The sequence below is a fragment of the Brachyspira alvinipulli ATCC 51933 genome (assembly GCF_000518245.1).
Lineage (GTDB): Bacteria > Spirochaetota > Brachyspiria > Brachyspirales > Brachyspiraceae > Brachyspira > Brachyspira alvinipulli.
On sequence record NZ_KI912402.1, the window covers coordinates 127,316 to 140,055 of the forward strand.

General features: G+C 27.6%; 13 protein-coding genes. All 13 read right to left on the reverse strand.

The window, feature by feature from the left end; translation table 11 throughout:
* Positions 1-7: 7 nt before the first annotated feature.
* The 13 genes from T324_RS16840 to T324_RS0105450 all read right to left on the reverse strand — a co-directional run bounded on the left by T324_RS16840 (position 8) and on the right by T324_RS0105450 (position 12,721).
* Entirely contained in the window at positions 8-634 is a 627-nt protein-coding gene (locus T324_RS16840; protein ID WP_051436799.1) for a hypothetical protein, read from the reverse strand.
* 132 nt (positions 635-766) lie between these two features.
* On the reverse strand, positions 767-1,489 hold the full coding sequence (locus tag T324_RS0105395; protein WP_028329294.1) for a periplasmic-type flagellar collar protein FlbB: 723 nt from the start codon (positions 1,487-1,489) through the stop codon (positions 767-769).
* Positions 1,490-1,708: 219 nt separating this feature from the next.
* Positions 1,709-2,860 (reverse strand): fused response regulator/phosphatase, encoded by a 1,152-nt coding sequence (locus tag T324_RS0105400; RefSeq protein WP_028329295.1) that lies wholly within the window; start codon positions 2,858-2,860, stop codon positions 1,709-1,711.
* Between the two features lie 17 nt (positions 2,861-2,877).
* Positions 2,878-4,194: an FtsW/RodA/SpoVE family cell cycle protein gene (locus T324_RS0105405; protein WP_028329296.1), complete on the reverse strand. Its 1,317-nt coding sequence runs from the start codon at positions 4,192-4,194 to the stop codon at positions 2,878-2,880.
* Entirely contained in the window at positions 4,187-6,181 is a 1,995-nt protein-coding gene (mrdA, locus tag T324_RS0105410) for a penicillin-binding protein 2 (RefSeq protein ID WP_028329297.1), read from the reverse strand. Before mrdA ends, T324_RS0105405 begins: the two co-directional genes overlap by 8 nt.
* Before the next feature lie 232 nt (positions 6,182-6,413).
* Positions 6,414-7,079: a DUF4405 domain-containing protein gene (locus T324_RS0105415; RefSeq protein ID WP_028329298.1), complete on the reverse strand. Its 666-nt coding sequence runs from the start codon at positions 7,077-7,079 to the stop codon at positions 6,414-6,416.
* A 46-nt stretch (positions 7,080-7,125) separates the two neighbouring features.
* Positions 7,126-7,848: a flavodoxin gene (locus T324_RS0105420; RefSeq protein ID WP_028329299.1), complete on the reverse strand. Its 723-nt coding sequence runs from the start codon at positions 7,846-7,848 to the stop codon at positions 7,126-7,128.
* Between the two features lie 17 nt (positions 7,849-7,865).
* Positions 7,866-8,480: a flavodoxin gene (locus T324_RS0105425; protein ID WP_028329300.1), complete on the reverse strand. Its 615-nt coding sequence runs from the start codon at positions 8,478-8,480 to the stop codon at positions 7,866-7,868.
* A gap of 18 nt (positions 8,481-8,498) precedes the next feature.
* A complete protein-coding gene (locus tag T324_RS0105430) occupies positions 8,499-8,945 on the reverse strand; it encodes a cyclophilin-like fold protein (protein ID WP_028329301.1) in 447 nt (148 codons plus the stop codon).
* Between the two features lie 41 nt (positions 8,946-8,986).
* Entirely contained in the window at positions 8,987-9,526 is a 540-nt protein-coding gene (locus tag T324_RS0105435) for a flavodoxin (protein WP_028329302.1), read from the reverse strand.
* A 33-nt stretch (positions 9,527-9,559) separates the two neighbouring features.
* A complete protein-coding gene (locus T324_RS0105440; protein WP_028329303.1) occupies positions 9,560-10,408 on the reverse strand; it encodes an aldo/keto reductase in 849 nt (282 codons plus the stop codon).
* Positions 10,409-10,420: 12 nt separating this feature from the next.
* A complete protein-coding gene (locus tag T324_RS0105445; protein WP_028329304.1) occupies positions 10,421-11,494 on the reverse strand; it encodes an alpha/beta hydrolase in 1,074 nt (357 codons plus the stop codon).
* Positions 11,495-11,593: 99 nt separating this feature from the next.
* Positions 11,594-12,721 carry an alpha/beta hydrolase gene (locus T324_RS0105450; protein ID WP_169730104.1) on the reverse strand — a complete coding sequence of 376 codons (1,128 nt, stop codon included), beginning with the start codon at positions 12,719-12,721 and terminating at the stop codon, positions 11,594-11,596.
* Positions 12,722-12,740 lie beyond the last annotated feature (19 nt).

Below are 12,740 nucleotides of genomic sequence, written 5' to 3' on the forward strand. Positions count from 1 at the left end.
CCATAAATTATATATTTTGGTTCATTAATTCTACTTCTGTCATAATTTTTATTTTTTTATCAAGATTTAATAATTTTGATATTTTATCCATTGTAACATCTTTATATAAAGTTTTATTAGCTTCTACATTTCCGTCAATCTGTTTAGTAGTTGTTTTTTCTTCTCCAGAATTTTCATCATTATCAATAAATTCTGATATCATACTAACTTTATCCAAATATATTTTTTTATTATCATTATATTTAAATGTTATATATGTTTTTATAGATAATAAAAGGCTATGTTCTATAGTAAAATAATTATCTTTATAAACTATATTATGTATAAGCCCTTCAGTATTTTTCTCAAAACTTTTTAAAGCTATGGTTCCAATATAATTGTATTTACTATTTTGTTCTATTTGAAACAGACTATAATAATACCAATAATTATTTTTTAATATTATCATTTCATAAGATGATTTATCTGTGAATCTAATTTTTCTAATAGCATAAACGGATAAGTCTTTTTTATTTTTCAAATTACCGTCATCAGTGAAGTAATTTTTATTTATTTTCATAGGTTTATCATTAACATTTTGTGAGTAAAGATTAAAAGAAAATAAAATTATAAATATTACTGCTATTCTCAGCATAAATAAAAAACCTCCTATTGAATAATGAAGTTATACCCTATAAGCCTTTATTTGTCAATATTGATATTTTAGTTAAAATAAAAAAGCCTCTCTTAAATATTTAAGAAAGGCCATTGTATTTATAAAATATATTTATGCTCCCATATCCATTATAGCATCATTTAACATAGCATCATTGTTATTATCAGGTAAATAATCAGGGAAGTCATTAGGAGAAGAAGGTACTGTATTATTACCAGGATTTGATCTAGCTTCATATTTTTCTAATATTCTAGCAGCTACAGTAGGATCCATTAAGCTCAAAAGATATGAAGTTGTACTGTTTCTTCCTTCAGCAGCAGCTATAGAATCCATTTCTAATAATACATCTATAACTAAATCATCGGAACCATTAGCGGCTAATTGATTAAGCAATGCAACAGAATTTTGAGGAGGCATACTATTAACTTTATTAGCCAAATCTGCAAGTACTAATTGATACTGTGATGACTCATCCATAGTTGCCTGATAATTAGACCATGCATTTAATAGGTTTTGTCTGTCTTGTTCTATTAATTCAGATTGAGTATTTAATTCTATAGCTTTGCTTGCTATTAATGATTCCTGAGCCTGTATATCTTTTTCTCTTAAATTAAAAGATTCTCTCATTTTATTTAAATCATCTCTAGCTAAAAGAGACATATCTTCAACTCTAGGCTTTTGGGTAAATCTATTAAGAAATCCAGGAACATTCGGAGCTATTTTAGTACGCATTAATGTATAATAATTGACAACTCCAAATATATCAAACATATAGAGCAATGCTATAAATGCTATTAAATTTACTATAGTTAAAATTGCTATTTTTAATCTCATAACTTTTTATCACCTTATAATATTATTATAACATAATATAGAAAAAACTGTAATATGTCAACTAAATTTTGTTATCATAATTATTATCGTAATAATCAAATATTTAGTTATCATATTTTTTTATTTATTTTGTATAAAAAACAGTATTTATATAGAATATATAATTATGATTTTATTAATTATAAGTAATATTACTATTAATAGGATTTTTCTAGTTTATTATTCTGTTCTTCTTAATAATATCATACTTATATCATCGGACAATACATTATCAGAAAATGATTTTAATTCTTTTATAATATTGTCTTTTATAACATTAACGTCTTTATGAGAATGTTTTATGAATGTATTTTTAAGCAGTTCATCTCCGAACATTTTGCCTTCTTTATTAAAAATTTCATAAGCACCATCTGTAAATATAAATAATAAATCATTATGATTTAATGTGATTTTTGTTTCTAAATATTCACTTTCTTCCATCATTCCTACTAAAGGTCCGTCAATATCTATTTCTTTTACTTCATCTTTTGATTTATATATAGGTTTTGGAGAACCAGCTGAAGAACATATAAATTCTCCTGTTTCATTATTATAAATAGCAAAGAATATAGAAGCAAACAAGTTTTTATCAAAATTTTCTTCTATAAAGAAAGTATTTAATTCTTTTATAAATTTTGCAGGCGATGTATTTTTATTATTAATCAGAACATGAGTATCAAAAAAAGATTTTATAAGTATAGTAAGCATACTTGCAGCAACTCCATGTCCTGAAACATCAGCTAAAAGTATTGCATACCATCCGTCAGCAATCGATTTTATACCGCTATAATCTCCAGAAACATCATTTGGGGCATAATGGAAAATGGATATATCATTTTTAGGTATAGAAGTATTTCCAAAAGAAAGTATAGTTTTTTGAAGCCTTGAAGCATATTCAATATCTTGTTTTAATATATTCATATACATTATATTAGATTCTATAGCTTTCTTTAATCTTATATATGATTTCATTTTTGATATTAATATATCAGTATCCATAGATTTTAAAAAGAAACCATCCGCTCCGCATTCATATGCTTTTAAACATTCAGTTTTATTTTCAGTAGCAGTTAAAAATAATATAGCTATATTTTTAAGCATATTATCATTTTTTATATGCTGAGAAAGCCTGCAAGCTCCTGAATTAGGAAGCATATAATCTACAAGTATGCAGTCTGGTATTTTATCATAAGACATATTTACAGCTTCATCATATGAAGTGGCTATATATGATAAATATCCTGAGCCTTTTAAATTATTTTGTATAAATTTTGCATAATCTATATTAGAATCTACTATTAAGACTTTTTCTGTTAAAATATTATTTTTCATATCAACAACTTCTATATTTAATGAACATACCTTCTAGCCTCAACATTGAATATAAGACCTATTGATATAGCAAAAGTCCATATAGATGATCCTCCGCTGCTTATAAAAGGCAATGTTAAACCTGTAATAGGCATCATTCCAATAACCATACCAATATTAATTATAACGTGACATAAAAACATTGCAATAACACCTGATACTATTAAAGCCCCAAGTCTGTCTTTGGCAAAATAAGCTACCATTGTTCCTCTAATAAATATAGTTGTATAGGCCAAAACAACTAAAGCACTGCCTATAAATCCCCATTCTTCGCATATATTAGAGAAAATAAAGTCATTAACCTGCTGGGGGATAAAGTTTAACTGTGATTGGCTTCCATTTAAGAATCCTTCACCTAATAATCCTCCGCTTCCCACAGCTATAAGTGATTGTATAATGTTATATCCAGAACTCAATCTAGTTAATTGCGGGTTCATAAATACAAGCAATCTCTGTTTTTGATATTCCTTTAATCCTATATCAAATATTAATGCAGCCCCCATACATAAGAATAATACAAAAAATGAAAATGATAATAAACTTACATATTTACTATTCATATAGAAATTTAATGTAAGAAGAAGTGCTGATATAAATAAAAATATTCCAGCCAAATAGCCTATATATATCCTTTGAGATAAAAAGTTAAAAAGAATATTATCTATATCATCTGACATTCTTTTGTATTCCAAAAACATTGGTATAGATAAGCCTACAATACCAATACTAACTAAAGCTATTATGTATCTAGTAGGTACTCCTCCTACGAAAAGCATTATAAATACTATAAAACAATACACTAATACAGTACCTAAATCAGGCTGTAATAGTACTAAACCTATAGGTATAGAAATAAAAAAACCAGCTAAAGCAAAATATTTTATTTCTTTTATTTTATCTCCTATTTGATCCAAATAACCAGCAAGGAATATTATAACTACTATTTTTCCAAATTCAGAAGGCTGCATACCAAATAACCAGCTGCTGCTTCCGTTAACAGTTGTACCAACACCTGGTATTAAAACTAATACAAGAACAGCAAGCATTGGTATATAAAGAGCCATTCTATGTTCTGCCAATTTTGTATAGTTTATAAACATACTTATAAATACTAATATCAAACCTGTTGTACAGAAGAATAAAAATTTTAGAAACATCCAGCTTGTTTTTCCAGATTCAGGAGAATATGTGGATGAATAAACGGCTATAGCACCTGCGATCATTAAAAAGATTATTGCAGCCAATATTTTCCAATCAAATACAAACAATTTTTTTAATTCTTTTTTTTCATTCATATTTTATCCTTTCATCTTCACCTGATTTTTTCTCTTCTTTTTGTGCTTCATTAGCATCAATATTTGCTTCGCCATTTTCTAAAGCGGCCTGTTCTCTTGCCAACCTTATTTGCTGATAAATATACTGCATTCTATTGTATATAGAATTTCTAGCATCCATAGCATTTTCACCGCCAAGTATAGAACGCAGCATTGCTGTAGCAATGGGCCCTGCAGTAGTACCGCCACCGCCACCACTATGTTCTAACATAACTGTAACAGCAATCATATCTTCATTCGGTCTAGGATCATAAGGTCCAAATATTGTAACCCAAGTATGGTCTTTACCTTGAGCGTTTTGAGCTGTACCTGTTTTGGCAGCTAATTTTATGTTAGGAGACCAAGCACCATTTCTAGCTGTACCGCCTGTTACAGTCATTCTCATACCTTCTTTTACTACTGTAAATATATTCTTATCTATATCTAACTTTTTAATTATTACCCTATCATTATTATATATAACTTCATCAGTCTGAGAACTTCTTATTTCTTTTACAACATGAGGTCTGTACATTACTCCGTCATTTATTATAGCTGAAGTAGCCATATGTACAGCTAGAGGAGTAGCAGACATATATCCTTGACCCATAACGTATTGAATAGTATCGCCATCCCACCAATATTCTCCGATTTTTCTCCTTTTCCAATCAGCACTAGGAACAACTCCTACTTTTTCTCCAGGTAAATCTATTCCAGTAATGTCTCCAAAACCTAACATTTCAGCATATCTTTTTATGAAATTAGGACCTAATTCATAAGCTAAGTTATAGAAATATGTGTTGCATGAGAATTGAATTGCTCTGTACATATTTACATATCCATGCTGTCCAGTACATCTGTAGAATCTATTTTCAAGCAACATACCGCCCCCGCAGTATCTTGTTGTATTAACACCTATTCTTTTTTCAGCTAATGCTCCTACAGCAGTTACCAATTTAAATGTAGATCCAGGAGGGTATCTTCCTCTAATAGCTTTATTCCAGAATGGGTTAGCAGGGTTATTTATTAGTTCGGCATATTTAGTTCTATCTATTTTTCCTATAAATATATTAGGATCATACCAAGGCGAACTAACCATAGCTAATATCTCACCTGTTGTAGGTTTTGATATAATTACAGTTCCTACATGACCTTGTATTAAATCTTCAGCGTCCTTTTGTATTTTTGAATCTATACTTAATATAAGTTTTTTTCCGGGTATTGGCTTTCCTATTGCAGGACTTATAGTTTCTTTTACTCTGTTTCTTGAATCTACAATCCATTGTACATATCCGTCTATACCTCTTAACTCCTTATCATAGAACTGTTCAACGCCTTCTTTACCTATCATACTGTTTCTTCTATAACCTTCGGCCTGCTTTCTTTCAAATTCTTCCTGTGAAATATTACCTATATATCCTAATATATGTGTCATTGTTTCGCCAAGCGGGTAATGTCTTATAGATTTACTTCCATAATATACGCCAGGATATTCTTCTGATCTCTCTGCCAAATAACTCATTTGAGACATTGTAATACTTTCTGATATTTCAACGGATTCATAACTGTTTTTAGATACTTTTTCTAAACTTGATTTTATATGTCCTAAATCTATGTTAAATACTTTTGATACTCTGTATAATAATTCCTCTCTTTCAAAATAGTTCTTAGGAAGATAAACAGGGATCATATACATTGTGTAAGTTTTTATGTTTTCGGCAACTATAATACCATTTCTATCGTAAATTTCACCTCTGTATGCATCTATAGGTATTATTTGTTCCTTGTTATTTCTTGCTAAACTGTCATAATGTTCATTTTGTATTATTTGCAAATAGAATAATCTTATCAATAAAAGTACAGATACTAATACAGAAATTATAAAAACTATTATTAATCTTTTTCTATATTTAAAGTCTTCACTTACAATTTTTTTGTCTTTGTTTAATTCTATTTCCAAAAAATTCATATATAAACCTTTTACCTTTTAAGAATTATTATTAATATAATAATATTATACTAATAAAAAATTTTTATCAATAATATAAATAACGGTATTTTTTCCTATATTATTAACTAATTGATAATATTATGTTAATTTCTATTTAATAAAATAATATAATATTTTAAATAAAATTTAAATACAAAAAAGCTGCTTAATTATATAAATTCAGCAGCTTTTTTTATTTTTTATATATTGTTTATATTTTATTTAATTTTTTATTTTTTTTATTGCTTAATGTCTGTAAGTAATAACTTATAAATATAAATAATCCCATTATAGATACATAATCCATAAAGAAAAATATTACAGGTTCTTCATAATTAAAAAAAGCGAACTCTACAAGAAGAAACATTTTATTATATAAACCTCTTTTAATAAATGAAATAACTCCGTATAAGGCTATTAATGAAGATATTACTATAGATATATGCTTTTTTATATTTATGAATTTTTTACTCATATTTATAAACATACCCCAATGCATTCCTAGATGTGCAGACATAAATATAAATCCCCAAGAGTTTGAGATCATATGTAAGCGTCTTGTAAACATTCCGCTATTATGAATATTAAGAAAACCTAATACTCTCTGAGAAAATAGTATACCGCTTATCATTAATCCAGCCATACATATAAAAAGCATAGTATTAATAAATGTATTTAATGCTCTGTTAAAATTGTATTTTCCTTTTGGCAAGTTTTTATACCAATTAAAATTTAGTATATGATGAAGTATAAAAAATATAAAAAGTAGGAAGCCTAAATATTCATGTACAGCATCGCCTGTAAAATGATATGCCATTAAAATGAAAAAAAGCAAAGTCATTATTATATCTACTATTATTTTAATTATTTTCTTCATAAATAAGTTTCTCCTTTTATAATTTTATACTCATCATTTTTATTTTTTAATAATCTAATTTTCTTACCCAATCTACAACTTTACTTTTTGAATTTTTTACTTCTGGTCTGTATACTCCAATAGGATCTAATACTTTGCAGTTAGCCGGCAGTAATTTTTTTAAATCTCTTATCGTTCTTGAAAGTCCTCCTGTTCCATGTGTACAAAATGGTATTATAGTTTTTCCTGATAAATCATAGCTTTCAACGAATGTAAATACTGCCATAGGACATGTATACCACCAATTTGGAAAGCCTAAAAATATGACATCATAATCATTTATATTATTAATTTTGTCAGTTAGTGCTGGTCTTTCATTATTATCCCTTTCTTTTCTAGCTTGATTTAAACATTCATCATAATCGCTTGAATATTTATTTTGTGTTTTTATACTGAATAAATCTCCTCCTATTTCTTCCTGTATCCAAGTAGCTATTAATTCAGCATTTCCCGGAGAAAGTACGCTTGCAGAAGTTTCAGCATCTGGATTAATTGATGAAGGATTTGATACTACTGTGTTATCTGACCAAGTAAAATATGCTATTAATATTTTTGAACCGCTTTGAGTATAATTTATATTTACTGTCTGTTTTTCATCATTTTTTTTAATTTCTGAATTTTCAATATTAGAAACTATGTAATCTGTTTTTCTTGTTTTATCAGAATTATTTTTATTACTGCATGATGATAATATAATTATTGATAAAAGTATAAAGATTAAATTTTTCATAAAATCTCCTTATTAGATTATTTTTTTAAATTTAATTTTGAAATCCAATTTATTATTTGATTATTTTTAGACTCTATATTTGATGAATCTAATGCGAGCCCATCTAATACATTAGCATTTTTTGCCATATTTCTAATAGTGGAATATGATCTTCCAGCTCCGTATCCGTCATGAGTACAAAATGGAATTATAGTTTTTGATGATAGATTATAATCTCTAATAAAAGTACGCACTGCCATTGGTACATCATTAGCCCATACAGGATAGCCTATAAAAATGGTGTTATATTTACTTATATCAATATTTAACGGCTTTATTTTTGGAAAATCATTTTTACGCATTTCATCATGATTTTTATCAACCAAATCATCAAAATCCTTAGAGTATTGATTAACTGTTTCTATTAATCTTATATCAGCATTTAATTGATTTTTTATTACATTGGCAACATATTCTGTAGTTCCCATTTTGTTATTATTTGCCACAATACTTGCTGCTGTTGAAGCGTCTACATTATTATCAAATTGTGTATTTCCTACTCTTGAAAAATAAACAACCAATATTTTAGAGTTTTGAGCATTTAAAATATAAGAAAAAGCTAAACAAAGAATTATAATTATATATTTTTTCATATATACTCCTTTATTAAATTAATTTTCTAAACTGAAAGTTATATTAACTCTTCTCTGTCCATTGTTATATAAATCATGAAAAACTTTTAAATCTGATGTAATCTTACCAATAGGTATAACTTCCATAGTAAGATTAGGATTATCTGACTGAGAATAAAATATTGCTAATGAATTATTTCTAGCACAGTATGTTATATCTCCATTTTGAAAATTGAATTGTCCTTTTGTTATGTTTTTTGGTCTATAGTCTATTGAACCATAATATTCTCTGTTTGCATAACCTATCATAGAAACTGTAAGCGGAAATATATTCATTATCTCTTTTGATAATTCTGTGCCGTATATAACGCCTTCCAATACTTGATTATTTATAGTAATTTTTATTTTTGTATTATTATTGTTTTGAGCATTACATAAACTAAATATAAATAAGAATGTAATTATTATAAATTTTATTTTATACATATGAATAAACTCCTTATAAATTTATAGTGTAATAAAAAATTTTATACTATATCTTGAATCCAACTTTTTATATTATTTTCTGAGCTTTTGACACTACTTCCATATATATCTAAATGCTTTAGTATGGTGGAATTAGGGCATAAATTTTTTATATCATTTAAACTTCTTCCCATACCGCCGCCTCCATGAGTGCATAAAGGAGCTATTTTTTTACCGCTGAAATCATGAGTTAATAATAATTGCTTTACGGCCTGAGGTATAGTTCCTCCCCAGTTAGGATAACATAATATTACAGTATCATAATTTGAAATATTATTAATATTTCTTTCTAATTGAGGAAGCCTATTATCAATTATTTCTTTTTGGGCATAGTTAAGCAATTCATTATAATTTTTTGGGTATGGTATTTTTGTTTTTATTTCAAATATATCAGCATCTGTTATGTTCTTTATAATATTAGCAGCTGTTTTTGTATTTCCTCCCCAAGAGAAATATACTATTAATGTATTGGCATTTAAATTGCAGAAAAACAGTATACTAATAAAAAAACTTATTAATGTTAATTTAATTTTATTTCTCATAAACTTATAACTCCAATCATTATTTTACTTAGTTTATTCAAGAACCCTTTCTGATAAGAGTTTTACCATTTTATGATCCTGATGAGAGAAGAAAGAGCTTTCATTCTTGTCAAGAGATGAAATTAATTTTATGTCGCTGTCATCTAATTCAAAATCAAAAATATTGAAATTTTCTTCCATTCTTTCTTTTCTAACAGTTTTAGGTATTACTACTATGTTTCTTTTTACAAGCCAATTTAAAATTATTTGAGCCGCTGATTTATTATATTTTTTAGCTATACTTAATAATATTTCATTATTAAACATATTGTTTCTTCCTTCAGCAAAAGGAGCCCAAGACTGCATTTGTACATTATATTCCTGCATAATAGTTTGATAATCATTTTTTTGATAAAATGGATTTACTTCTACTTGATTTACAGCAGGTACTATTTTATTATGCATTATTAAATCAACTAATCTGTCAGCGAAGAAATTGCATACCCCAATAGCTTTAATTTTTCCATTCTTGCATAATTCTTCCATACAACGCCATTCTCCGTAATAATCACCGAAAGGCTGATGTATTAAATACAAATCCAAATAATCTAATTGAAGTTTTTCAAGAGAATTATTAAATGCTTTTTTAGTATCTTCATAACCGTTTTTTTGTATCCATAATTTTGTTGTTATAAATAATTCTTTTCTATTTATACCGCTTTCTTTTATGGCATCCCCAACAGCTTTTTCATTTTTATATGAAGCTGCTGTGTCTATTAGTCTGTATCCTGTTTCAATAGCATTTAGCACTGCTTTTTTACATTCATTATAATCCTGAATTTGATAAACTCCAAAACCTAAAATAGGCATTTCCAAACCATTGTTTAATTTTACGTATTTCATTTATAGCTCCTTTTACTCTAAATTTTTTTCTTTTAAATATTTTTCAAGCAAGTCTGCTATTTCTAAGTTGTTTAAATCTGAAAAAGGAAAATGAGTATTTCCATATATTCCAATTTCTGGAAGAATTACAACATTTACATCGGCATTATAAGATTTTAAAGTTTCTTCCCATTTTTTTATTAATTCTACTCTTAATCTCCACTCTTCCAAATAAGGATTATCAGATTTTTCTTTTGGTATATTATCTCCATAATAAATTACTATGGGTATGCTTGCTAATTTTTTGAAATCATTTTCAGGAATTTCTTTTATAGGAAAATATGCAGGCATAGTAATATTAGTAGGTGAACTATTTTCAGGAAAAGGCAAACTGCATCCTCCAGGCTCATATAAAACTAATGCCTTAACATTTTGATTTTTTATTGCTGTAAAAAATGCAGGACCAGCTCCTTGTGAATGTGCTAGTAAAATTCCTTCTCCTATTCTATCAAATAATGCAGATAAACTATCAGATACTACTTCCTCGTCAAAACTGCCAGTATTAGGAGTAACTTGCTGAAAGTATTGAGTTAAAGTTTCTTCATCATTTTTGAATTGTACATTTTCAAAAAAATCAGGCCAAGAACCTATTCTAAACCAATTAAATAAAGACTGCTCGTCAGGAGTAGGGTTAATAGTTATAGGTACAGAACTTCTTCCAGCTCTTCCTCTCCTTGGCTGATCTACCAAATATACACTATATCCTTTTTTTAAGAAAATATTTTGAAAACCTTCTCTTCCATCTGGAGTAGTTTCAAAGCTTTTAGCAGATTGTCCGCCGCCATGCAAAAATACTATAGGGTATTTTTTAGCATTAACAGGTATTTGATAAAATGTATATCCATGGTCGCTATGATATGTTTGTCCGTTTGAACTTGGAAATAAAGTATCTTTTTCAAATTTCCCATTTGCAGATGATACTTTACCGCCAAATGTGAAACTTCCTTGTTTATCTATAATAATTTTGTTTTGTGTATTATTAGATGTATTGTTATTGCATGATATGCTTAATAATATTGTTATAAACACTAATAATAATTTTTTCATTATACAATCCTTAAAATATTTTTTATTTCCTGTTGCCTATTAATTATAATAAGCATCAGGAAAATAGGAGAATAAAAGTTTTATATTTTATAAACCATATTATTGTAAATTATTCTTGTAAAATTCATCTAATTTACTAACAGCTTCATTTACAGTATCCTGTTTAAAATATGTTTGTATATGTGTGGCATCTTTAAGTTCATAAAGTTCTTTATTTTTTGTTCCAGAAGCATTCTCAAAAATTCTTCTGCTCATATATGCTGTATCTGCCTTATCTCCGACTAACATTAAAAGCGGCTGATTTAGAAGTTCTATATTATTTATTACATCAAAACTCATAAGATCTAATAATGAACTTGTTGTATAGGCAAAGCTTGAATGAGGATGGGCGTGAGTATCACCATAATATATTGCACCTTCTCTGTATAAATCTGTAGGTATTTTTGCCAATTCTTCATCACTCAATTTTACAGGTGCTGAACTTGTATATGTTACTTCTCCAGTTAATGCTTCTTTTTGTCTAGCTAGACTGGCTTCTTCTAAACGTTCTTCTATAGAATCAATTTGAGAATCTAAAAATCCATTCCTTCTTACAAGTCCGCTGTCAAACATACTTAGAGTTGCCACAGCTTTAAATCTTTTATCTGTTTGTACAGCTTTTATAGTATATCCGCCGCCTCCGCATATTCCTAATACTCCTAAGCGATTTATATCAGCACCTTTAAAAGTTGATATAAAATCAACTGCAGCTCTTATATCATTTACACGGTTATTTGGAGTATCAATATTTCTTGGAAAACCTTCGCTTCCTCCTTGATATAAAGCATCAAAAGCTATTGTAATATATCCAAGTTCTGCTAGTCTTTGAGCATAAAGACCAGATACTTGTTCTTTAACTCCTCCGTTAGGGTGAGCTACTACTATAGTAGGATATTTTTTATTAGAATCAAAATTTGCAGGTGTATATACATTGGCAACAGCTTTATTTCCTCCTATATTATATGAAACGGTTTGTATATTTACTTTACCTTGTTCATTTTTTTCTATAGCTCCATCATAAACTAGACCAAACGGATTTTTTTCTGCATTTCTTTTTGCTTCTTCACTTGGATTTACTATATATTTTTCTTCTGCATTCATTTTATTCTCCTTTTCTGTTTGATTTACATTGCATGAATTTAATAGGCCAATAATAGCTAATATACATAATAGTTTAATTTTATTCATATACACTTCTCCTTTTTAT

Coding starts and splice junctions, on each gene's coding strand:
- T324_RS16840 (WP_051436799.1), bottom strand. CDS start 634: ATGCTGAGAATAGCAGTAATATTTATAATTTTATTTTCTTTTAATCTT.
- T324_RS0105450 (WP_169730104.1), bottom strand. CDS start 12,721: ATGAATAAAATTAAACTATTATGTATATTAGCTATTATTGGCCTATTA.
- T324_RS0105395 (WP_028329294.1), bottom strand. CDS start 1,489: ATGAGATTAAAAATAGCAATTTTAACTATAGTAAATTTAATAGCATTT.
- T324_RS0105400 (WP_028329295.1), bottom strand. CDS start 2,860: ATGAAAAATAATATTTTAACAGAAAAAGTCTTAATAGTAGATTCTAAT.
- T324_RS0105425 (WP_028329300.1), bottom strand. CDS start 8,480: ATGAAAAAATATATAATTATAATTCTTTGTTTAGCTTTTTCTTATATT.
- T324_RS0105420 (WP_028329299.1), bottom strand. CDS start 7,848: ATGAAAAATTTAATCTTTATACTTTTATCAATAATTATATTATCATCA.
- mrdA (WP_028329297.1), bottom strand. CDS start 6,181: ATGAATTTTTTGGAAATAGAATTAAACAAAGACAAAAAAATTGTAAGT.
- T324_RS0105435 (WP_028329302.1), bottom strand. CDS start 9,526: ATGAGAAATAAAATTAAATTAACATTAATAAGTTTTTTTATTAGTATA.
- T324_RS0105445 (WP_028329304.1), bottom strand. CDS start 11,494: ATGAAAAAATTATTATTAGTGTTTATAACAATATTATTAAGCATATCA.
- T324_RS0105440 (WP_028329303.1), bottom strand. CDS start 10,408: ATGAAATACGTAAAATTAAACAATGGTTTGGAAATGCCTATTTTAGGT.
- T324_RS0105405 (WP_028329296.1), bottom strand. CDS start 4,194: ATGAATGAAAAAAAAGAATTAAAAAAATTGTTTGTATTTGATTGGAAA.
- T324_RS0105415 (WP_028329298.1), bottom strand. CDS start 7,079: ATGAAGAAAATAATTAAAATAATAGTAGATATAATAATGACTTTGCTT.
- T324_RS0105430 (WP_028329301.1), bottom strand. CDS start 8,945: ATGTATAAAATAAAATTTATAATAATTACATTCTTATTTATATTTAGT.